This window comes from Phyllobacterium chamaecytisi, from assembly GCF_020164455.1.
Lineage (GTDB): Bacteria > Pseudomonadota > Alphaproteobacteria > Rhizobiales > Rhizobiaceae > Phyllobacterium > Phyllobacterium chamaecytisi.
In genome coordinates this window covers 60,785-83,311 of sequence record NZ_JAIQWW010000013.1, presented here as the reverse complement: position 1 = coordinate 83,311, position 22,527 = coordinate 60,785, and the positions used below count along the sequence as shown (strand labels likewise).

At 55.3% G+C, this 22,527-nt stretch carries 20 protein-coding genes; 7 read left to right on the top strand and 13 right to left on the bottom strand.

The window, feature by feature from the left end; genetic code table 11:
* Positions 1-7: 7 nt before the first annotated feature.
* Together LB462_RS19380 and LB462_RS19375 are read right to left on the bottom strand one after the other, a co-directional pair.
* Positions 8-1,333, bottom strand: coding sequence for a site-specific integrase (locus LB462_RS19380; protein ID WP_224511350.1), 1,326 nt, complete (start codon positions 1,331-1,333; stop codon positions 8-10).
* A gap of 726 nt (positions 1,334-2,059) precedes the next feature.
* Positions 2,060-2,830, bottom strand: a complete 771-nt coding sequence (locus LB462_RS19375; RefSeq protein ID WP_224511347.1) for an alpha/beta fold hydrolase — start codon at positions 2,828-2,830, stop codon at positions 2,060-2,062.
* 215 nt (positions 2,831-3,045) lie between these two features.
* Here LB462_RS19375 and LB462_RS19370 point away from each other — a divergent pair, with 215 nt between their 5' ends.
* The 3 genes from LB462_RS19370 to LB462_RS19365 all read left to right on the top strand — a co-directional run bounded on the left by LB462_RS19370 (position 3,046) and on the right by LB462_RS19365 (position 4,493).
* Positions 3,046-4,008, top strand: a complete 963-nt coding sequence (locus tag LB462_RS19370; protein ID WP_224511345.1) for an AraC family transcriptional regulator — start codon at positions 3,046-3,048, stop codon at positions 4,006-4,008.
* 30 nt (positions 4,009-4,038) lie between these two features.
* Positions 4,039-4,158: a hypothetical protein gene (locus tag LB462_RS31855; protein WP_505483632.1), complete on the top strand. Its 120-nt coding sequence runs from the start codon at positions 4,039-4,041 to the stop codon at positions 4,156-4,158.
* Between the two features lie 179 nt (positions 4,159-4,337).
* Entirely contained in the window at positions 4,338-4,493 is a 156-nt protein-coding gene (locus tag LB462_RS19365) for a hypothetical protein (protein WP_224511344.1), read from the top strand.
* Between the two features lie 81 nt (positions 4,494-4,574).
* Here LB462_RS19365 and LB462_RS19360 read toward each other — a convergent pair whose 3' ends face one another.
* A complete protein-coding gene (locus tag LB462_RS19360; RefSeq protein WP_224511342.1) occupies positions 4,575-4,853 on the bottom strand; it encodes a DUF2277 domain-containing protein in 279 nt (92 codons plus the stop codon).
* A gap of 263 nt (positions 4,854-5,116) precedes the next feature.
* Between LB462_RS19360 and LB462_RS19355 the strand changes: the two genes are divergently transcribed.
* Positions 5,117-5,857 (top strand): response regulator transcription factor, encoded by a 741-nt coding sequence (locus LB462_RS19355; RefSeq protein WP_224511340.1) that lies wholly within the window; start codon positions 5,117-5,119, stop codon positions 5,855-5,857.
* Positions 5,858-5,860: 3 nt separating this feature from the next.
* Here LB462_RS19355 and LB462_RS19350 read toward each other — a convergent pair whose 3' ends face one another.
* The 5 genes from LB462_RS19350 to LB462_RS19330 all read right to left on the bottom strand — a co-directional run bounded on the left by LB462_RS19350 (position 5,861) and on the right by LB462_RS19330 (position 11,424).
* Positions 5,861-6,142, bottom strand: a complete 282-nt coding sequence (locus tag LB462_RS19350) for a transposase (protein ID WP_114429814.1) — start codon at positions 6,140-6,142, stop codon at positions 5,861-5,863.
* A 102-nt stretch (positions 6,143-6,244) separates the two neighbouring features.
* Positions 6,245-7,681 (bottom strand): HlyD family type I secretion periplasmic adaptor subunit, encoded by a 1,437-nt coding sequence (locus LB462_RS19345; protein WP_224511337.1) that lies wholly within the window; start codon positions 7,679-7,681, stop codon positions 6,245-6,247.
* Between the two features lie 11 nt (positions 7,682-7,692).
* Positions 7,693-9,408, bottom strand: a complete 1,716-nt coding sequence (locus LB462_RS19340) for a type I secretion system permease/ATPase (protein ID WP_224511335.1) — start codon at positions 9,406-9,408, stop codon at positions 7,693-7,695.
* A gap of 91 nt (positions 9,409-9,499) precedes the next feature.
* Positions 9,500-10,075: a PE-PGRS family protein gene (locus LB462_RS19335; protein ID WP_224511333.1), complete on the bottom strand. Its 576-nt coding sequence runs from the start codon at positions 10,073-10,075 to the stop codon at positions 9,500-9,502.
* Between the two features lie 263 nt (positions 10,076-10,338).
* Positions 10,339-11,424 carry a hypothetical protein gene (locus tag LB462_RS19330; protein ID WP_224511331.1) on the bottom strand — a complete coding sequence of 362 codons (1,086 nt, stop codon included), beginning with the start codon at positions 11,422-11,424 and terminating at the stop codon, positions 10,339-10,341.
* 402 nt (positions 11,425-11,826) lie between these two features.
* Between LB462_RS19330 and LB462_RS19325 the strand changes: the two genes are divergently transcribed.
* From LB462_RS19325 to LB462_RS19315, 3 genes are read left to right on the top strand one after another with little or no spacing between them, the layout of a single operon-like run.
* Positions 11,827-13,254 (top strand): gluzincin family metallopeptidase, encoded by a 1,428-nt coding sequence (locus LB462_RS19325; RefSeq protein ID WP_224511329.1) that lies wholly within the window; start codon positions 11,827-11,829, stop codon positions 13,252-13,254.
* Positions 13,255-13,270: 16 nt separating this feature from the next.
* The gene (locus LB462_RS19320) at positions 13,271-13,921 is read left to right on the top strand and encodes a nuclear transport factor 2 family protein (protein WP_112529640.1); all 651 of its coding nucleotides are present in this window, start codon (positions 13,271-13,273) and stop codon (positions 13,919-13,921) included.
* Positions 13,922-13,939: 18 nt separating this feature from the next.
* Positions 13,940-15,790: a hypothetical protein gene (locus LB462_RS19315; protein WP_224511327.1), complete on the top strand. Its 1,851-nt coding sequence runs from the start codon at positions 13,940-13,942 to the stop codon at positions 15,788-15,790.
* Here the strand turns inward: LB462_RS19315 and LB462_RS19310 are convergent.
* The 5 genes from LB462_RS19310 to rfbA all read right to left on the bottom strand — a co-directional run bounded on the left by LB462_RS19310 (position 15,779) and on the right by rfbA (position 22,501).
* Complete coding sequence (locus LB462_RS19310; protein ID WP_224511325.1) at positions 15,779-18,973, bottom strand: AAA family ATPase; 3,195 nt, start codon at positions 18,971-18,973, stop codon at positions 15,779-15,781. The two genes, LB462_RS19315 and LB462_RS19310, sit on opposite strands and share 12 nt — an antisense overlap.
* Positions 18,974-19,101: 128 nt before the next feature.
* Positions 19,102-19,986 carry a dTDP-4-dehydrorhamnose reductase gene (rfbD, locus tag LB462_RS19305; protein ID WP_224511323.1) on the bottom strand — a complete coding sequence of 295 codons (885 nt, stop codon included), beginning with the start codon at positions 19,984-19,986 and terminating at the stop codon, positions 19,102-19,104.
* Positions 19,983-21,053: a dTDP-glucose 4,6-dehydratase gene (rfbB, locus tag LB462_RS19300; RefSeq protein ID WP_224511321.1), complete on the bottom strand. Its 1,071-nt coding sequence runs from the start codon at positions 21,051-21,053 to the stop codon at positions 19,983-19,985. The genes rfbD and rfbB overlap by 4 nt, the downstream gene beginning before the upstream one ends.
* A 16-nt stretch (positions 21,054-21,069) precedes the next feature.
* Positions 21,070-21,624 (bottom strand): dTDP-4-dehydrorhamnose 3,5-epimerase, encoded by a 555-nt coding sequence (gene rfbC / locus LB462_RS19295; protein ID WP_224511319.1) that lies wholly within the window; start codon positions 21,622-21,624, stop codon positions 21,070-21,072.
* Entirely contained in the window at positions 21,617-22,501 is an 885-nt protein-coding gene (rfbA, locus tag LB462_RS19290) for a glucose-1-phosphate thymidylyltransferase RfbA (protein ID WP_224511317.1), read from the bottom strand. The genes rfbC and rfbA overlap by 8 nt, the downstream gene beginning before the upstream one ends.
* Positions 22,502-22,527: the final 26 nt, after the last annotated feature.

Here is a 22,527-nt window from a genome sequence, read left to right as displayed (position 1 = left end):
TACCACGTCACCCGTCAGCTTTCTTGATCGGAATGACGTTATCCTTCTGTTCTTTGCGCATACCCATGGCATCAGCGATCCGTGAGCCGATCACTTCTGATGCAGCTATCAAGGGATCAGTCTCAAGGTGCGCATATCGTTCCGTTGTCCGAGCCTGAGTATGGCCGAGAAGCTTTCCTACGATGGGCAAACCAAAACTGGCACCGACACCTACTGAAGCGTGAGTATGGCGTAGATCATGGAGGCGGACTCGAAAGTGAGGGTTATCTGCGTCGGCTACCAATCCGGCGTGTTTGCGAACCAAGCGCCAGGGGCGATTTAGGTCTGACCGAGGACGGTCCGGAAGCTGCTTACCGTCTTTATCGAATCGAACCTTGCCGGGAATAACAAAGCGACTGATGCGGGGTAGGGATGCCAGCACGATCTTGGCCGGCGCGTTGAGTATGATCGATTTCTTGCCGGTCTTGCTGTCGGGAAGCATTAACTGGCTGCGTTCGATATCAACCATATCCCATGTCAGATGTAGAATTTCTCGTAGTCGTGCGCCCGTAAGAATGAACAGGCGGATTGCAGCCGCGGCCGAGGGGTCTATGACTGTGCGTCTGTTCTCGGCTTTAGGGGCGTGCTTCACCTTCTTGGTCGGGTCTGGTGTCCAAGCGATGCCTACAGTCTCGGCTTCTTCAATGGCATCACCTAGCCTCAGCATCTCATCGCCGCTTAGATAACGCTCGCGGCTATTCTCCTTATATTTCTCAACGCCTGATGCCGGATTGTCCATTTTGGCCAGGAGTTTTCCCTTGGTTGCCCAGGTGTACATCGTGCTCAGAACGTTCCTGACCCTATTGGCGGTTGTAGGTTTGTTCTTCAGGCTCAGGTGCAAAACAACGATGTCCTGCGCAGTGACGCTTCCAGCTTTGCGCTTTCCCCACTCCGGCACGGCATAGGTCTTCAAGAGATGGCTATAGAGGTAATGTGTGTTGGGTTTCTTTTTGGCTTCAACGTGCGCCAGGAAATGGTCGACCAGCTCCTGGAATGTCAGAGCGTTCTTCTTTTCAGTTTTCTGCTTGGCAGGGTCTTCCCCCTGTACGACGGTGGCGAGCAAGCCTTTTGCCACTTCACGTGCTTGGTCGGGCGTTATCTTTCCAACTGGAGCAATCGTTACCCTGCGAACGGGAGCGCCTCGACCGCTGCCTGCTCGGTAGCGCACGATGTAGGAAAGCCCACCCGTCTTGCGCACTCTGACACCAAATCCAATGAGCTCGCTGTCAAATACATAGTAGTCGGTCCCGTTGGGCTCGATCGCATCGACAACTCGCTTGGTGATCTTCGGCATCTTAACCTTCTGGGGCACCACCGGGGCACCCCCAAAACGGAAACAAAGGATATCGTTCGGAAACACCATACATGAAATGCGTTGAATTATAAAGCGTATTTGGAAACTTGGGGTATCGTGCGGAAACACCAGAATACTAAGACACCTTGCATGGCATGCAAGAGGTCAGCGGTTCGATCCCGCTTGGCTCCACCATAAACTTATCAGTCACTTACAGAATTGCATGTCCCTTTGAATCTCCAACGCGCTGTTACAAAACCGGCATCTGGGGAAACACAGGGGAAACACCAGGCGACCTCAGTGCCTACCTGCGAACCGTGGACCGCCTTAGAAAGTGTACTATACTCGACGTCGAGCTCCGCTCTTAGATTTCAATTCCTTCGAAAGACTAATGATCTCGGGATGATCAGCGACGAATTCCCGCAGGTCTCTCGGTGAAACGCACCTCTGACAGGACTTCTTGCTTTCTGCCCAAAGGCGGAACGATGTCGGGCTCGATCCCGCAATTCCTGCGAAATGTCGTTCAAGTGATCCGCGACCATCTCGACCGCCGGCAGAATGGTTTCCAGGCGCGCCGCTAGACGACGCGCAATCCAAGCAGCAGGCGCGAAGGGCTTTGCTCAGTTCGTTTTTCTTGAGTCGAATCTTCTTCTTGTAACGATCTTCGACTCTATCCAACGCTTCGTTCAGCGCCTTCATATACGCCTGCTTCTGGTTTCGTCCGTGTTACTGCACGAGCGCGGCCTTTTCAATTACCGCGGCGACATCCTTCGCATGGACTACGAGGGAGGCATGGCTGCCTGCGACTTCCGTCGTGTGAGCATGCATTCTGGCTGCAAACATTTTCTGGGTCTCCGGTGCGATTACCTTGTCCTTCGTGCTGACCACGTAGAACGTCGGCTTGTCGTGCCGAGCTGCCGTATCGATAGGAGCCTCGAACGCTGTGTGGTTCAACGGGAGCTGATGGTTTGCCAAGGATACGGCGATCTCCGAAGGAAGGTCAGCCGCGACTGCCGAAGGAAATACTTTGGGATCGATGTAGAGGTCGCCCTTTTCGTCGGGATGAATGGCCGCGCCGCCTTCGGTTGCCGGACCGCTCGTGGCTAACATCGCCAAGGATTGTCCCACGTCGGGCGCGAATGCGGAGACATAGACGAGGGCCGAGACTTTGGGATCGTCACCTGCTTGCGTGATGACGACGCCGCCCCAGGAGTGGCCAACGAGAACGGTCTTGCCGTCCTGTTTCACAAGCGCCTGTTTGGTTGCGTCGACATCCGCTGCGAGGGAGGTGAGCGGGTTTTCGACGAGCGTTACGTTGTAGCCCTTTTTCGTGAGAATATCGGCAACCGGCTTCCAGCTCGTCTGGTCGACGAATGCGCCATGGACGAGCACGATATTATGAGCCGCCCCCTTGGGCAGTTGAGCCGATTTGGCGGGGGCGGCAAATGTTGCTCCGGCCATGAGGATGGTGGCGACTGAGAGTAGAAGATTTCGCATTGATTGCTCCTGTTAGATGACGGACGACGAGGGGGTCCGGGGGAAGGGCAGGCGTGTCGGCAAAGTCGGGGTTTTTCCATCTGCTGTTTTGAACAAATGGTTTGCCGCGGCCTGTTGGCTCGCCTTAAGATGAAATAGTACATGGGGTTCTCGGACGTTAGGCCTCGATCGTCCGAATATTGTGTCCGAACGTCCGTTCGTGTAATGTCGGGATAATGGACATCCTCGCCCAAGTGCTCGATCGCGTCCGCCTTAGCGGGTCTCTGCTCTTCCACTTCGAGCTCGGCCATCCATGGAACCTGGCATTACCAGCGCGCCCCTACGCCCTTTTCCATTATCTCAGTCGTGGCTCAGCTACCCTCGCGCTTGAACAGGGGCGAGAGCTCCGCTTGACCGAGGGCGACTTTGTTGTAGTGACACGCGGCGAGCCCCACGTGATTTATTCAGACCGCCGGACGAAGCCGCTACCGATTCTGGACCTCGATAGATTGGCCGGACGTCTTGGCGTCGTTCGTCACGGAGGCAGCGCGCAGCCGCTCTCGACGATGATCTGTGGCAATTTCACTGTGGCGCGGCCCTCCCGCGGTAGCGTGTTGGAATTACTTCCGCCCGTGCTTCTCCTGAAGCCCATGGCGGACGGTGGATGGCTCGAGGCGATCCTACAACGCATGGTGAGCGAGGCGGCGCTTGAGCGTCCCGGCCAAGGCGTCGCGCTCTCACGACTGACAGAAGTGCTCTTCGTCGAAGTGTTGCGAAGCTGGATCAAATCTCTAGGTCCAGGAGAAGGCGGGTGGTTGGGAGCGATGGCGGACCCGTACATAGGGCCAGCCCTTCAGTTGATTCACGATCGCCCGGATCGGCCCTGGACCCTTGGCGACCTCGGACACAGCGTGGGGCTTGGTCGTTCGGCGTTTTCGGCTCGCTTCACCAAGCTTGTTGGCGAGTCCATGTACCGTTATTTGATCGCACGCCGAATGTCGGAGGCTGCGTTTCTACTCGAAACAAGTGACGAGGGGATTGCACGGATTGCGACCCGTGTCGGCTACGAGACCGCGACTGCGTTTTCCAAGCTCTTTCATCGACATCATGGCCTATCGCCTGGTCGTTACAGAGCAGTTCTCCGGTCTGACGGTGGCCGAAGGCAAGGGGATGTACTCAAAGGAGAACTCCCCGATTGACTTCAGCCAAGCTAATATCCATGGCTCGGAATAGCCCTTGGTATTGGCATTGGCGCGATGCTTGGAAACGCAATGTTTGACAGCATCTCGATGGGAATTGTTGTTGGTACCGCGATAGGTGCCGCAGTTGGGTATAATTTGTCTAAATAACGCACCCGGTTTGGCTCAACCAATGACAACGAGGCTGTGCCAGAATGATGCCGGCTGAAAATTCTAGCGCCACGCTATCACATACGGCTCACGACGATCTGATTCGTAACACGCAGTATCGAACCCATGTTTATTAAGGCGCACAATTGTGCCGAAGAACATCGTGGAGGAGAAATGCGATGTCGATCAAAACTATGTTTGTACTGGCCGTGATGGCATTTTCGAGCTCGATGCTTGCGGGATGTCTGGACAGCACCGGCGCCGCCCAGTGGCAATCTTATCATCCCGATTGGACAGGCTCAAACGGCGTAAGCTCGGGCCACAGCAAGCACTGACCGGCCACATCATGCAGGCCGCTCAACTGCCATAAACACTGAGACAGTGCTGCCTGGTTGCAGGGTGGGTAGGACATTGCCCTACCCAGCCTGGGCGGCGAACCGCGCTCTTGAACGCTCGCGTGCCTTCTCGGCCTCAACCGTTCGGTCACGTGCCGGCGCTTGCGTATTGAGGGAGGTCAGCAGCCGGCGTGCAGCATCGGAAACTTCCTTGACGGCGCGATCGAAAGCTTCGGCATTGGCCTGCGAAGGTTTGTTGAAACCAGACAGCTTGCGCACGAATTGCAAAGCGGAAGCGTCGATCTCATCCTTGGTTGCAGGTGGTTCGAAGTTAAACAGTGTTTTTATGTTGCGGCACATAATGGTCTCCTCAATGTCGATTACTGCGACGTGGCAAGGCCACTGATGTCGTTCCTCCTGTCCGCTGGTCGAGTCTTACTCCATCATATCAGCGGCCGATGAGTTAAATCCTTCGGTAGTACGATCAGGCTCATTCCTCAGGAGCCCCTAACTAATTGGTAGTACTTTTCCAATTTTATCACGACAGGACGAGTAAAGAGATATAATATGTAAATGTGGCATTTGCATTCAAACTCTGCAGAGACGGGGAGAATGGGGGAGCAGTGTCCAATAATTATGAAACAAAACGCCGTCGGGTGCGTCAAGTTCCTGCCGTTATCATCATAGATCAACACACGCTTGCACGGACGACTATCGTAAGACTCCTTGCGCACGAACTTGCGGGCTGGGATTTTATCGACATGATGGGCATCGAGAACCTCGATAGCGCCATTGGTATGGATGTGCGTCTGGTTGCGCTGGATGTGGCGGGAAGAAACGTCGAAAGCTCCAGCTTGCACAATGACCTTGCGGCAATATCCGAGCTCTTTCCCGAAGCGGCGATCGCACTTTTGTCCAGCACGGACGATTCGGCGATGGCCTCACATGCGCTGGCGATGGGAGTTCGCGGGTATTTCACGACGTCGCTGCCCATTGAAATAGCGATTGCCGGGATACGGCTGGTTCTTGCAGGCGGCATATTTTGTCCAAATCCGCTCGGCACGTTTGCTACCGAGATGCCAAAGAGCGACAGACCTCCTCCCCGCGAGAACCGGACAAACGGTAATGGACATGCACGTTACTTAAGCGTTGCGGACTTTACGCCCCGCGAGGCGGACGTCCTTGCGGAATTGCAGCGCGGTCACCCGAACAAGGTGATTGCGGGAAAGCTCAATCTGTCGGGCAACACCGTTAAGATGCACTTGCAGCACATCATGCGCAAACTCAACGTCCAGAATCGGACTGAAGTGGTCGCGCGGTTGGGTCAGGCACCATCCACGGATCATGAATACACCGCCTCGTGAGCCCTAGGCATTTCCCCTTGATGGAGTATTGGCAAGCATCTCACTGAGCGTCGCTGCCGCCAGCATAGCTTCGGCCAACAGCTTTTTAAGCTTCTGGTTCTCATCTTCCAGGGCCTTGAGCCTCTTCACGTCAAAGCCGGCGTTTCTGAGTTGCAAGGATTGCCACCGGTAGAATGTGGGTTCGCTGATACCGTGTTCGCGGCATAACTGCGCCACGCTCATTCCGCTGCGATGTGCCTTGAGAATGTTCATAACCTCGTCATCATTGAATTTTCTTTTACTCATCGCATCGCCTCCCTCCGACAGTATGAGTTCACGACCTAGAAGCGCGGAGCTTGATGGAATGCCGTACTGGCTTCACCGACCATCGACTAATCAAATTCCTGCTCAATCCTCGCGGAACGCCCTGTTGAAACTGTCTATGAGCGGACGGACCGCATAGAAGGCCACAGTGCTTTCTCCCGTTTCAATCAAGGTCTGGGCCGGCATTCCGGGGACCAAACCAACATTCTGCATCTTTGGCAGCCGCTCATCCGTCACTCGGATTGTCGCCGCGTAGTAGGGTAGACCGGTCGCCTTGTCGACAAGACGGTCCGCGGAAACATATTCGACGAGTCCTTTGAGCAGCGGGACACGACGTTGATTGTATGGGAGGAGGTGAACCTGTGCGGACAGCCCGGGATGCACGAGGTTGATATCTTCAGGACGGACATGCGCGGTGATGATGAGCCGTCCTTCACGCGGGACCAGATCCACTAGCGGTTCGCCAGCACCGATGACGCCGCCCGTCGTATGGATGCGCAGATCCATGATCACGCCATCTTCCGGGGCCTTGATTTGTGTCCTTGAGAGTTGATCATCGATCGCCCGAAGTCTTTCACTCAGCTGCATTATCTGGCTTTCCGCGTCGCGCAAACCCTGCGCCACCTCGTTCAATCGGTCGTTCTCGATTTTGACAAGGTATGCCTGACTCTCGCCTATCACCTGATAGGCTCGCGAAATCTGCGCAGTCACTTCGCCGAGCTGACCATCTATGTCGGCTTTTTCGCGCCCAAGATTGAGAAGCCGGCTCTTTTTCTCGATGCCCTTTGCGACAAGCGGCGTAACAGCGGCAAGCTCCTGCCGGGCGATCTCCGCCCTTTGTGTCAGTCCAGCCTTTTGCGCCGTAAGGCCCGCGATCTCCTGTTGTACTTGCTCCATTTTGCTCTGGGTGATTGCGATCTCGGATCGCATAACCAGCCTGCGCGTCGCGAAAATCCGCTGCTGGCCTATCAGGATGCTATCAACTGAGGGATTCGTGGCCCTGATGGACTCGAGATCCGCGGGATATACAACGTTACTGCTGCTTGTTCGCTCGGCAGTCAGGCGCGCATGGTTTGCCTCGGCATCCCAGAGCTGCCCCTGCAAGGCGTCACGCTCGGAACGAGATTTTGTATCTTCAAGCTGAATCAGGGTCTGTCCGGCTTTGACTGCGTCGCCATTCTTGACGAGAATTTGCCGGACAATACCACCTTCAAAATGCTGGATTGTTTTCCGGCTCGATTCGGGTTCAACCACACCCGAGGCGATAGCAGCGCTCTTCAAAGGCGCAAAAACAGACCACGTGCCGAAACCAACGATGAAGGTGCAAATCAAAAGATTGCCAACCAAGGCGACCTTGCGGAGCCTCGGCATGGGGGACACTGGTGCCAAGGCTGTCGAGGTGTTTGGTGTCGGGGCATAGGTCAAAAATCGTTTTCTGATTCCTGACGTTTCGACGGCGTGCCGAATTGTGGTCAAAGCGCCTGTAAATTTCTCCGGAATGCCGAATTGAACGAGGGCCATGGCGAGCATCCTTATGTCCCTGTCTGCGACGGCGGTTGAAGATAGGTGTCGTAAATTTCGTCGCTATCTCCAAAGGCATCGACGGTCCCGTTGCGCATGATTGCGATCTTGTTGGTGACCGGCAGGATCCCCATCCGGTGGGTGATGACTACCACCGTCATTCCCCTTGCTTTCATACGTTCGATCGCATTGAACAATACCCGCTCGCCGTCATAGTCGAGGCTCGAATTTGGATCGTCGAGCACAACCAGCGATGGGTAGCCGTAAACCGCTCTGGCGAGACCGAGCTGCTGGCGCTGAGCCCGCAGCAGCAAGTTGCCGCCGTCGCCGACGTCGGTCTCGTAGCCTTGCGGCAGCCGCATGATCGCATCGTGCAGACCAACGAGTTTCGCGGCTTCGATTGCCTTGCCAGGACCTGAGCCATCGAGCCGACCGATCACATCCTTGATGGCGCCGCCGAATAGCTCGATGTCCTGCGGCAGATATCCGATGTGATGCGTTCCTCCACAAAGACGCAAGGCGGATATGTCGACGCCGCCAAGAAGTGCGCATCCGCTCGTGGGTTGGAGGACGCCCGCGATAATGCGGCCGAGTGTCGACTTGCCCGATCCAGAGGCGCCAATCAGCGCCACGCAGTCCCCGGGGGCGAGCCGAAGCTTGACTCCGCCTAGCAACGGCCGGCCGGAAAACGGCAACGCATAACCGACATTGTCAAGGATAAGCCCGCTGGGCTCAGGGACGGGCACCATGCGAGCGTCAGCGTCCGAAGCAACAGCGATGAGCATTCTGTTGAGACGATTGAAGGCGTTGCGAGCATAGGCAAAGGAACGCCAGGCACCGATTGCGCCTTCGACTGGAGCGAGGCCGCGGCCGAGCAGAAGGCTGGCGACGAAAATGATGCCAGGGCTGCTGTTTTCGGCCAGAACCAGCCACGTCGCAGCGCCCATCACGAGTATTTGGGTCAAGGTGCGAATGGACTTCGAGAAACCAAGAATTATCTCGGTCCGGTGCATGGCGCTATCTTGCGCTTGTCTTGCAACTTCCGCATCGCGATAGACGATCTGCGCTGCACCATCCTGCATGCCCATCGCCCGGATGACCTGGATATATTTGAGCGCTGTTGCAAACCGGGTGTAACTCCTTGCCAGCGCAACATTCGCATGGGTGAGTGGTTCACGCGTGGCGACTTCCGTAAGCAGCGCCAGCAATAACAGTGCGATCGCGCTCAACACACCGATTGCTCCGAGCAAAGGATGGACGAGGAAAAGCAGCAGCAGGAAAACTGGCGCCCAAGGCACATCGAAAAGCAGTGCGCTTGCGGGCGAATCGAGAAATTGGCGCAGAGAGGCGAGGTCCCGGTAGCAATCGGTAGCCACGCCCGTATCGGCTCTTGCGGCGTATTCGAATGATGCAGTAAGGACACAGGGCCGCAAGCGATGGTCGAACCAGCTTCCAATGCGCGAAAGAGCTGCGCGTCGTACGATATCAAGCACGGATCCGACTATGACAGCGACCGCTATGATCAGCGTCAACATCAGCAGCGTGTCGGTGCTGCGGCTGGACAAAACGCGATCATATATCTGCAGGAGATAGATGGACGGTGCGAGCAGAAAAAGGTTGTAACCGCAGCTATAGATGAAAACCAGGCCGAATGCTCCGGCACAGGCGCGAAGGGCTACGACCAGATGCGTCGGTTGACGCTGCGATTGAACGAGACTCGTTGTCATGGTCAGGTTGCTCACTGAAAGGACAGCCATCTGGTCTCGCTGTCCGGATTAAGGATCGCCGGTTGCAACCGGCGATCCTGGCAAATTGATTTTATGAGCCCAGATCGTGCAGATCGATCGACCCGAAGGCATTGATGAAATGGTCGAGAGCATTGTTGACGGTCGTGGTTTCGGGATCCGAGTGAACCACTGCTGCCGAGATATCGCCGCCCTGGGCCAGATTGCCGTTACCGCCATTGCCGCCGACGCCGGCTAGAATAGTGGCATGCTGATCTGCGAAGAATTGAGTATTCTGCTGTGCAGTCGTAGCTGCAGAAACCGCTGCGATATCGCCGCCGCTTGAGTTTCCTTGACTGCCATTGGAATTGGCGTCGCCACCCGGTCCGCCAGAGCCGTTGTTGGTGATGTTGGCCAAGAAGCCATTCTCTGCCTCGGCGTCGCCGCCATTCCCGGCTGGGCCAGCACTCCAACCGGCTGCTTGCCAGACGTGATCGCCATTGTGCAAATCAGTATCTGCTCCATACACTGTTTGTGTATTGGAAACATATGCGGTGGGATCGTAGTGGATGTTACCGTAGTTGTATCCTTCGCCGCCATTACCGGCGCTCGCGTCGCCTGCATCGGAATGGTTGAGCTGGATCGTGTCAGACAATTGTGGAATAGGCATAATCTTACTCCTTACTTAAGTTTTCCGTGTTTCTCCCACGGCCAGGTACCCGCGACGTCATCGTCAGGCAGAATAACCGCCGTGAAAGAGTGCTCGCGATTTGGCCTGCGGACTAGCTGGATATTCGGGGACGTTCGTTTGGGTGGGGTGTGTACGTCATGGGAGGGTGTATTGGATGAACAGCAAAATGGTTACATCTGGTCGCGCTGAAGCGCGCGGAAAGCCGCCCACGACGAAGGGTCTATTTGGGTATCCAGGAGATGTCAGGTATGCAGGAACGAAAGGATATCATCCACAAGCGCGGAGTGGTTGTCGGCAAGGTTGCCGTCTCCGCCATGGCCGCCTATGCCTGCCATTTGCAACGCGTGCTGGTCGTATAGCACATGATCGATCTGCTGCGCATCGGCCGTGCCGCCTGCAGGTACGGCGATATTGATCGGATGGAAATATCCGATGTTAACGTCGACAAAACTGCCGTTCGAGTAGCCTGAACCACCGCCGCCGCCACTGTTGCTGCCGGTAAATATCGTATCGGAACTCAAATTGAATCCGCCGCCATCGCCGCCTATACCTGCGATCTGGACACCACCCTGATCGAAGACCGCATTGTTGGTCTGGTGCGCCTCAGCGGAGCCACCTGCCGCGCCAACGGCAATATTGATCGGCGAAAAGATCGCGACATTCACGTCAATCATACTACCCATGAAATAGCCGTTGCCACCGTGGCCCGCAAACATATCACCGGTGTACACATGTGTTCCAACGCCTCCGGGAGTAGTGTCGATTGCTCCGTTATGATCCCCGCCGGAACCGCCCACACCACCAATCTGGGTGGCGCCTTGCAGCATGACGGCGTTATTTGTTTGATGCGCAATCGCTGAAGAACCACTGCCACCCGCGACGGCGGCATTGACGGGGGCAAAGACCCCAACATCGGCACTGACAATACCACCAGCGAAGAAACCATTGCCGCCGCTTCCGGCATTGTGAATGCTGTTGTCACCGCCACCGAGGGCGAGATTGCCGTTTCCACCGTTTCCGCCCATACCAGCTATTTCCGTGGAGTGTTGATTGATCAAGGCGTCATTACCCTGGTGCGCTTCCACTGCTGAATTGGGGCCTGCGATTGCCGTGTTGGACGGGGTGAAGACAGCGAGCGGAGTGCTGCTGATGATACCCATAGCTATTCCGTCGCCTCCAGCGCCGGCTGAATAGGATGGGCCGCCGGCGACATCGAACGGCAGCCATGTTGGCACCAAAGCCAGGTGACCGGATGCGGAACCAGAGATCGCACTTTGGCTGACGTTCGGGTTAGGTGCTTCTTCCGACATAGGGCGAGTTTCCGGCATTGCGTCTCTCCATCCAGTCCGCAAAACTTGCGTCCATTTCTTCGACGTATTGTGAAGTCAGATGAAGAAAAAGAAGAGCCTGCAATTCGGCTATACCCATTTGGGTGGGAGATGGGCGGTAATCAGACTAAGCCGTTCTATGTATTCATAGTTGTTCAAGATTGCTATATCATACAGGGTAAGTGAACAATCAATCGACTTACCTTACGGGGGAGCTGTGATTGTGCAATAGGGCAATCAATACAATGAATCTGCCCGGGGCACATTTTTATAGCTCTACATTTTCGATTTTATAACAGCGTTTATAAGCTGTCTCCGCATTCGCAAGTGTGAATAACAGCCAGAGCTCCGAACAAAAACACTGTGCCCGCTGGCGCAGTCTTGATCATTGGGGGATGTGTTATGGCCGCTCAGCAAATTCTGATTTGGGAGGACGATCCTGCTTCTCCCGGTGTATTGGTTATGGCTGCCAAACCGAACATTGGACAGATCCCTTTCAAATATACGTTTCCGCCACCGGCTCTTGCCACCAGCCAACATTCAAACACGCCGCAATTCAGGTATTGGAACGCTGCCGCAGCTTTGCGGCGAGGCGCGGATTTTTGGGGTCCGAACGTCGTGAGGGGGCAATGGTTTCGCGGTCCTGCCCTTACCGTGAGACTCGAGGTAGGTCCCGGATGGAACGCCGGCTACGACCGGCAAGCGTTGAATTTCTATTACGGGGTATCATCCGCAGCAACCATATACGCTGTTGCCAGCCCGGATATGCTTTGCCATGAACTGGGTCATGCCATGCTTGATGCGATCGAGGAACTTCTTTGGAACACGCTTGCCCTGGAAATCGAAGCGTTTCATGAATCGTTCGGTGATATGAGTGCAATATTGTGTTCACTCCAAATTCCGTCGATGCGAGATTCCGTTCTGGCATCTCTGGCAGTGACGGGCGGGAGTCTTTACGTCAGCTCAAGGTTGTCGCGAATTGCTCAGCAATTCGGTACAGCCCTTTACCTAATCTCTCCTAACGACGCGGAGCCGGATTGCCTGCGCAATGCGGTGAACCCTTTCTGCTACTGTGACCCCACCCCCCTGCCACTGAGTGCTCACACAACACAGCTTTCTTCGGATCGTCATTCGTTCTCGCGGATTTTCACCGGTGCCTTGTTCGAAGCAATGGCAGGTATGCTGGCCCTTTATCCTGCACCAACGTCTGCTCAATTGCTCAAGGTCACGGAGGACATGCGAGACATAATGGTCGATGCCGTCAAATCTGCCCGGATTGTGCCGAGCTATTATGCGGAAGTGGCCGCCGAGATGGTGCAGAAAAGTACCCTGAAAAATCCTGCATATCTGGCAATTTTTCGAGATGCTTTTGTCCGGCGCTGCATCCTCTCACTTGAATCGGCGTCCCGTATCATGTCGGTGCTGAATGGTGCAGTTGACACGAATTCCGAAAGGGTAGGTGACGAAGCCTTGCCGAAACTCGCTCGGCTGGAATCATCCCGTTATGGCCTGAAAGAGCCTTTGTTCGTTCAAATACCAGCAGACGCGGCAAAGTCTATTGCCCGAAGCGCAACCCCGGACGGACGATCAATGGAGCCGACCAGCCCCGAAGCCGCTGCCACAGCGTTTGTCGATCAATTGTTTATGAAGGGCCTCGTCAACTACGGTGATGTTAGCGACAAGTACAACAAGGGTGACAACGGTGACAAGGAAAGCAAGGATCCTGCTCTGGCGCATACCACGCACCGTCTTCAGCGTGAAGGTAAAGAACTTCACTTGATCAGAATCAGATTCAACTGCGGACCAAGGCACGTCTGCTCAAAGTCATGATCGACAGGAGGTTGGGATGTCAGACACATACAGGACGCTTTTTACCCACCGCGCTAGAATGGTAGCTTCGGTGATCGGTTTCAGCTTCTGCCTCGCCTTTGCCGGAGCGGCCATAGCACAAACGAAGGCGGCTGGAAGTGCGCCTTCAACGGGAGGGCCTGCCCCTGGACCAGCCTGTGATAACCATCCGCAGTCAGACTGGCTGATAAATCCCAGCGACCCCGGACCCGTGGATGCCAGGGCAATTTTGAAATTGATTCATCGCTATAACTGGGCTCTGGACGATCACGACTTCGGTCAACTGGACGGGCTTTTTACTGACGATGTATTCTATGAATTGTGCAATGCGGCGGGAGAACAAATTCTCAAGAGGACCGACAAGGACACGCTGGAGATATATCTCAACGGCGTTTTCAACGAACTTACGGCGCAGGATACGCAGACACGGCATATTGAAAGCAACATACTGCTCAATTCCGTGGACACAAACACCATCCAGGGGAAAACGAGTTTGGCGGTGACGCTTCAGCACCCGGATATCGAAACGCCGGTGCTCGACTACACCGCTGCATTCAGAACCGTGTTCAAGCGGGAAGGTGGTGTCTGGAAATTTTCGAGGATCACGCTCATCACCGACGGGCGCAAAATCCAATTCCGGGCGCGTTGAATCTCATCGGAAGCGCTAGTGAGGCACATCAGCCAAATCTTCATTGTCGGAGCTGCGGTCGTCGCCCTCACTCAGGGTTTGGCGAGAAATTCCCAAGGCAGCGACATGAGGCCCGTCAGCAACAGTGGTCTTGGGTTTGATGAGCTTTCGTTTGCTAAGGCGGTGCAGCGCTGGAATGGGCATTTCCTTTGGGAGCCGGCGTCGGCGAGCGGCGACACAATCACCCGGTTCGGGGATGAGACACGCGCTGTGTTCGGTCCGGTTCCCGACGGGGACTGCACGGACGGTGCGGCCAAAACAATACCCCTGCAAATCGACGGCAATATTGTCGATCTTAAACCGAATCCGGGAAAGGCAGGGCATCCACTGGAATTCGAGCATCGCGATAGCGAGGGGAGGGTGGTCAAATGGACAAGCGGTGTTGCGCGATGTGACAAGCCTTCACTGACTGGAAGCGCAACCTATTGCGGGCTGAACTCAAGACTGAACCGTGTCGAAAATGGCGATGTGGAATGGCTTTTCCTTTGCCGCAAGTCGAGCCACAGCCTTGAGGTAGAACCCATCCCCTATTGGCAGCGCTCAAATCCGAAGTTTGCGCTGTTCGGCGTTATCGGGTTCAACAGGCGCTCCGGCGAGATTGTGTTCTTTGACGGCAGAAAAGACTGGAGTGAATTCGACTGGTCGGAGAAATTGGTGCCGCCTGGCGGCCGTTCTTATCACGACAGCGAAGGCCGAGCGGAGGCAGAAGTCCTTTACGATCCGACATTCCAGGTGCAATGCTCCGCTTGCCACGACAACAAAAGTGCCTATGTCATCAACCCCAATATTCAGCAAGCAAGAGTAGGCTATCTTGCCGGAAATCATGATCCGAGAGCGCCCGCCTTCAGTCTGGGCAATTTGCTCCCCGCCGCGCCGCGGAGCAGGTCAACACCGTTCCGCGTTATAGGATCCGGTTACACTGCCACCTATGGCATCGATCTCGAGCGCGCCATGACAGTCCGGGATCCGACGGGAAACTGCACCGAGTGTCATACCTTGACGACGCAAACGACGGGGCAGCGCTTTGCAGCCGATGCAGTGGCACGAGACCCCGTCATTGCACATCCGAAGAGGTCTCAGTCTCTTCGGCTCAGGGCGGAGCAGCGGAAGTTGCGGGAAATAAACTCTCACAGGACGAAGTGGGCGTCCCGATCCGGCGCGGGGAAAATTCATCCCTGGATGGTTCCGATCGATGGAAATGAATTGTCGGCTCTACCACCCGAAATCAGTGCCTCCGACTGGAGCGTGTTGAGCAATTGTCTATGGGGCGCAGGGGGAAACGAGTGCGCTTATGCACCGCTCTATACGTCCTGTCCCGCACCAGAAGCGGAGGCGCAGGGCGATAGTTCGAAACCTGAGGACCTGTCCATTGCCGTTGTACGGTCAGACGGCATAGAAGCAATTGCCGACCGGGTAATTCGGTTGAGCTGGCGCTATCTGAATAGTTACGGCAATATTCCGCAACGAGACGACGTCCGGTTCAATGTGGCGGTCAAGTTCACGGAAATCCCGACATCAGGTGCAGCGCCGTCGCCACTGGATTATCCTGGTTTGGAGGAAGCGACGGATAAGAATTTTATCGCTATAGACGGCGAGACGGGGACATCGGGTTCGGCCACGCTGATCCGCAACGTATCCTACTTCGGCCACTCGAAATTCACCGATCCCGTTCCGTCAAAGGATATGCGGACCTTCAAGCTGGATTTGCCTGCCCAATGCAATCGCCGTTACCTCGTTCGCATAGTGCCCAAGAGATTTTGCTTCGACCAAAGCAACGTCACCTATGGGCAGGCCGATCATCTTCTCTATGCTGACGTCTCATGCGATTGAAGAAGGCCGATCATTCTTGATTTCTCCATCGAACGAACGCCTCAGTTCCGTCAGGCTTTGGGTGGCCTTCTGCTCCCACGAGCGCGCTCCTTGTTTGCGCGCAAAAGCAATGGCTTTTTTAAACAATGCTTCGGCAAAGCCGGTCGCATTTTTCTTGCGCAGCACTTCGCCTTTCAGCCGGAGCAGCTCCGCGGTGAAATAGTTTTCATTGGTGTTGCTCACGAGATCCAGCGCTTCGTCAACGGCGTCAGATGCCTTTTCGATTGCCTGAGCCTGGAGATAGCATTCCGCCAGCAGCCCCAGATAGCAAGATTTGTCGATCTCCTGATCGCCGAGGTTATCGCAGGTCTTCCGCATCTTTTCCAAGCCGTCAAAGTTGCGGTCAGCGCGGACCATGGCCCAGCCCTCGAAGAACGAGCCCATATTCAGCCACAGCTGAAATCCGTTCTCCGTTGCCAAAGGAATGAGCTCGTTGGTTAGCTCGCGTAGTTTGATGACATCGTTGCGCAGTGCCAGCAGAATGCAGCCATTGCCAAGGCAGGCGGCAAGTCTGTAAGCCGACTGCTGACGTGCATCGAGTTCCGCAGCGTCATAGAGGTCAATTGACCTTTGATGTTCACCGAGCAAATGCAATGTCCAAGCGAGATAAAGCATCGGCATGCTCGGAAAGTCGCTGCCGATTGTGGCCTTATGTGCTTCGTACCCAAGCGAACGTTCGAGATAATCACGGGCACCTTTGAGATTACCCTGAGAAAACAGGCTCATACCCTTGAACTGCAGTCCCAATACCCGGGCCTTGATATGATCGCGTTTTCTGCCGATGTCGAGCAACCGGTCACTAGCCCATTCGGCATCGGCAAAGTGCGCAGAATTGAAGGCCGTACCGAAGAGACCGTCGAGCGCCCGGACAGGCGATTCCGTATCACCGAGCTCGTCACTCAACCGCATTGCATTTCGGTAAGCATCGCTACCTTCGCGCGTGACATATCCAAATGTCGCGTAGTGCACGTCGCCGATCTCCAGCCAGAGCCTCAACTCCTTCCCTTTGCGCTCAAGCGTAGCCGGAAGCTTCTGCAGGCATTCTACGCCGTGTGCAAACATGTTTGCGGCTTCTACTTTGGCCCAGGTCTTGCCAACATTCAGACCTGCAGCAAGCCAGCAGTCTGCTGCCCGTTCCAACTCGTCTGCTTCGGAATAGTGTTGCGCCAAGAGCTCGGGGTGTTCCGCTGCCAACTTGGGATAGATCTTCTGAATGGCCTCCGCAACCTTGCCATGAAGTTCGCGGCAACGTTCTCGCAATAAAGTGTCGTGTGCGGCCTCCTGGAGCAACGCATGTGTGAATATGTAGCTCTTCCGGTTTGGCTGGGGTGCGAATAATCCCGACTCGACAAGGTGGCGCAATGCGGAATTTAATGAACGGGCCGACAAGCCGCTAAGTCGGCTTAGCAACTTGAGATCGAATTCCCGTCCAATGACAGAGGCGGTTTGAGCGATCATCTTGCCAGGGCCAAGTTTGTCGAGACGCGACAACAGCGAAGATTGCAGCGAATTCGGGACCCCGACGGACTGCTCCCGCACCTCTGACTCCGAAGGAAAGAGTGGGCCGCCTGTCTCCAGAGCTGTCCGCGCCAATTCTTCGACGTAGAGAGGAACACCTTCGGCTCTGTTCAGCACAGAGGTTTGAATTTCGCTCGGCAGGGGGTTGCCGCCGCTAACATTGCTGACGAGCATACGAGCTTCGTAGTCGCTTAGCCGCTTGAGTGCGATCTTGTGCAAGTTTTCGCCCTTCAACGGCCTGCGAAGTGTCTTCTCGCGCGTTGTGATGAGGATCAGCATCGGGAACGATGCCACCTCTTCCAAGAGCGCCTCAAGCACATCGCTCGAAGAAGGGTCGATCCACTGTTCATCCTCGATCGACAACAGGACGCGGTTGATACGCGATACGTGATGGAGCCAGTCAATGATTATCCGATGCGAAACACTGCGCTGCCGTGGGGCCGTCAGTTCAGACGGTGGGTAACGCCGCTGGTCGATGGAAAGCAAACCCGCAAATATAGGCAGGGATTCAGCGAGGGGAACGTCGCTCAGAGCGAGAATTGCCTCGAGTTTTTCCAGACCCTGCGCGGGATTGTCGCCATGAATTCCGGCATAGCGTTTGAGCAATGTGAGAAATGGGAACAGAGCGCTGTTGGAGTATGCGGACGAACACTGAAGCGTCAAATACGTGCATTGCGGCATACGGCGCTGAGCTTCGAAAATGAGCCGTGACTTGCCGATACCGGCTTCACCCGAAACAAGCGCTGCCTGACCGCGGTTTTCTGCAACCACCTCTCGCCAGAGTTCGAGCACCTGGGACATTTCGTTGCGGCGGCCGACAAGTTCCGTCAATTGAGTTCGTTTGGCGAAGCGGTTCTCCAGAATTCGCTCTTTTCCGGCCCGCCAGACGTGTATTTGCTTGGAAAAACCCTTTAAAGTTTGCTGGCCAAGATCGGTGAATTCGAATGCGCCGGCGGCATTGTTGTGAGTCTGTTGATCCGTCAAAATCGTTTGCGGCTGCGCCATTGTCTGGAGCCGCTGTGCCAGGTTGGGTATCGATCCTAAGGCGACCGTAGACACGCCGGCAGGCGCTCCGAGAAAATCCCCTACAACCACTAGGCCACTTGCTATTCCTATCCGGACCCGTAAAGGCGGTCCTTCTGCTACCGAAATCTCGGGTACGAGCCTCAGAATATCGAAGGCCAGAGCAAGTGCATGCTCTGCGTCGTCTTCTTCAGCAATAGGATAACCGAATAGTGCCTGAAAGGCGTCGCCAATGTAGTTGGCCGCAATGCCGTTGTGGCTTCTCACCGCATTGTTGCATTGCCGCAGATAGTCTCGCGTCAGTTTGCTGAAATCCTCCGGATCCAGCAGAACCGCATATTCGGTTGAATCCACCAGATCGCAAAACAGAATGGTCAATGGACGGCGCTCGCCCGAAATTTGCGATAGCTCGCCACTGCCTTCTTCGATCAATCGCGCGATACCCGCGAGAATCTTTTTTCTGGGACCGAGCGGAATCCGCATGCTCTGCAGGTCACTGTCCGAGAGGAGGCGGAGACTATCAAAGTCGACTTGAGATTCCGCGAACGCATCGGCAAAGTGATCAAGCTTCAGCTTGTTCAACCATTTCCTGACATCCTCCATAGGTCCCCCGTGAACGGCCTTGGATCAAGATGGTCTTTGACTCATCGCGAATGCCAACAAGAATAACATTCTTTTCAATTACTGACTAAAGCATTCGGGCCGAGGTACTAATCATTCCGAAGTAGTTTTCAGGAAGAGACCAACTTGTCTATCACCTGCGCAAGGGAAATATTCCATTTTGGGGCGCGCCCATCGAAGACGTCAAAGAATTTGTCCGTCGACAATCTGGAATTAAGCGGACGAGCGGCCTTTGTAGGATATTCGGCGGTAAGAATGTCCCTGACCTCGGCATGAGGACCGCCTTTTTTGCTGCTTGCCGCAAAGATTTCCCTGGCGAACGAGCTCCAGTTCGTGTCGCCGCTGCCCGCGAGATGGTAGATGCCGAAAGCATCGAATGCCGGGTCTGTCCGCAGCCGGTCGGCAACTCGCAAAATAGCATCTGCTATATCGAGCGCTGATGTGGGATTGCCCCATTGATCCGAAACCACCGACACGGTGTCGCGGCTTTCCGCCAGCTTGAGCATCGTCTTCACAAAGTTCTTGCCGAACGGGCTATAGACCCACGCTGTCCGCAAGATCAGATGGCGAGGGTTGGCGGCAGCGACGGTCATTTCACCCTCGAGTTTCGATTGGCCATAAACGCCGCGCGGTCCAGTCGGATCGGTTTCTGTATAAGGCCTATCACCCTCTCCAGAAAACACATAATCCGTGGAGAGATGGATTACAGGGGCTCCTACCGTCGCGGCAGCTTGCGCCACAATTCCCGCACCGACTGCATTAACGGCATGGGCCAGCTCGGGTTCGTCCTCGGCAAGATCAACTGCCGTATATGCTGCCGCAGAGACGACCAGATTTGGCCTGGCGGCATAGATTGCTTCAGAGACGGTTTCGGTGCGCGTCAGATCGAACTCCGGGCGTCCGAGAGCAATGAGCTCGATTGAAGGCTGATATGCTGCCCGTTCGATGAGGCTGCGTACGACTTGTCCCTCTCGTCCCGTAACGACAATCCTCATGACGTTCCTTTGGCCGCTGCGCCGAGCCGCTCGCCAGCATAACGCTCGCCGCGAATTGGCTGCCACCACCACTCATTGTCGAGATACCACTGCACAGTGCGCTCCAGGCCGGTCTCGAACGTTTCCGCAGGCATCCACCCGAGCTCCCGCTCTATCTTGGAGGCATCTATGGCGTAACGGCGATCATGGCCCGGCCGGTCGGTGACGAAAGTGATCAGGTCGCGATAATGCCGGTTACCGCTCCGGGGACGTTTCTTGTCGAGAATATCACAGATCGTTTCGACGACGCTGAGATTGGTGCGTTCCGCGCGACCACCGATATTGTAGCTTTCGCCGGGTTTGCCCTTGGTGACGACCAGTTCGAGTGCGCGGGCGTGATCTTCCACATACAGCCAGTCACGTATATTGGCACCGGCGCCGTAGACGGGCAGGGGCTTGCCATCGAGGGCATTGAGAATGACCAGAGGGATCAGTTTTTCCGGAAAATGGAAGGGACCGTAATTGTTCGAGCAATTCGACAGCACCACAGGCAGGCCATAGGTCTCATGCCAGGCCCGGACCAGATGATCCGAAGCAGCCTTGGAAGCGGAGTAAGGCGACGACGGCGCGTACGGCGTTTCCTCGGTGAAGATACCGCTGTCGAAAGGCAGGTCGCCGAACACTTCGTCTGTAGAAATATGATGGAATCTGAACGCGGATTTCTTGGGCTCCGAAAGTTCCCGCCAATAGGTCAGCGCCGCATTGAGCATACGGAACGTACCAATGATGTTTGTCTCGATAAAAGCGGCCGGGCCGTCGATAGAGCGATCGACATGGCTCTCGGCTGCGAGATGCATGATCGCATCGATCTTCTCCTTGCGGAGAAGGCCGAGGATAGTCACATCGTCGCAGATATCGGCCTTGACGAAGCTGTAATTCGGATGGTTTTCAAGCTGGCGCAATGAAGCGAGATTGCCCGCATAGGTGAGCTTGTCGACATTGACGACATGGTTCTTCGGGTTGGCGGCAAGATGACGGCAGACCGCTGATCCAATGAAGCCGGCGCCGCCAGTAACAAGTATCTTCATGAAATTCGATTGCTCCTCAGGGAAAGATATCGGCACCATCGAGCAAGGGCGCCTTCCGGTCCTTGTCAGACAGCTGAATAGCGGCGGCCTCGAAGGGCCATTCAACACCTATGGAAGGATCATCGAAACGAATATTGCGATCGTGCTCGGGTGAATAATAATCCGTCACCTTGTAGATGACTTCGGTATTTTCCTCCAAGGTCAGAAACCCGTGGGCGAAGCCTTTTGGAACAAGGATCTGGTTCCATTTCGTTGCAGATACCTCAAGTGCAAGCCACTTCCCGAAGGTCGGCGATGATCTCCGGATGTCGACAACGATATCGAGTATCGAGCCGCTAACGACGCGTACCAGTTTATCCTGCGCACGTGGCGGTAATTGATAATGCAACCCGCGAAGCACACCCTTGGCAGCCGAAAGAGAGTGGTTGTCCTGAACGAATTCAAGATCGATCCCTGCTTTGGCTAAAGCTTGCGCATTATAGGTTTCAGAGAAGAACCCTCTGTCATCGCCGAACTTGGGCGGCTTGATTTCGAACACGCCCGCGAGGGTGAGAGGGTTGATCTCAATCATCGTTTCCGACCTCCGCTGCGCGGCGGCGCAAGTAAGCGGCATATTCGGTCTTGCCCATTTTATCTGCTCGTTCCAAAACCTGCTCGGCATTCAGCCAACCCCATTCCAGGCCAATTTCCTCCGGGCAGGCGATCTTGATGCCTTGGCGGTGTTCGATGGTGCGCACGAACGAAGAGGCCTCATGCAGACTGTCGTGCGTCCCCGTATCGAGCCAGGCATAGCCGCGTCCCAATCGCTGAACCCGCAAATCGCCGCGCTCAAGATAGATATTGTTGACGCTCGTAATCTCCAGTTCACCGCGGTGGGAGGGCTTGATGGATCTCGCGATATCGACAACTTCGTTGTCATAGAAATACAGGCCGGTTACGGCCCAGCTCGATTTCGGCTTGATTGGCTTTTCTTCGATGGAAAGCACCTGCCCCGAGGCCTTGTCGAACTCGACGACGCCATAGCGTTGCGGGTTATCGACATGATACGCAAAAACCGTGCCACCCTTTTCGCCGGTCGACGCCTGCTGGCAGAGGTTGGACAGACCATCTCCGAAGTAAATATTGTCGCCAAGGATCATCGCAACGCTATCGTCTCCGATAAACTCCCGACCGATGATGAACGCCTCCGCGAGGCCATTTGGATTTGGCTGTTCCGCATAGGAAAAATTCACGCCGAAATCGCGGCCATCCCCCAAAAGCTTCTGGAACAGCGGCAAATCATGCGGTGTCGAAATCACCAGAATGTCTCGTATTCCCGCCAGCATTAGAACGCTCAGCGGATAATAGATCATCGGCTTGTCGTAGATGGGAAGCATTTGCTTCGAGACGGCGATGGTCAATGGATAGAGACGTGTACCGCTTCCACCTGCGAGGATTATTCCCTTCATTAGACCTCTTCCTTACATAAGACGCG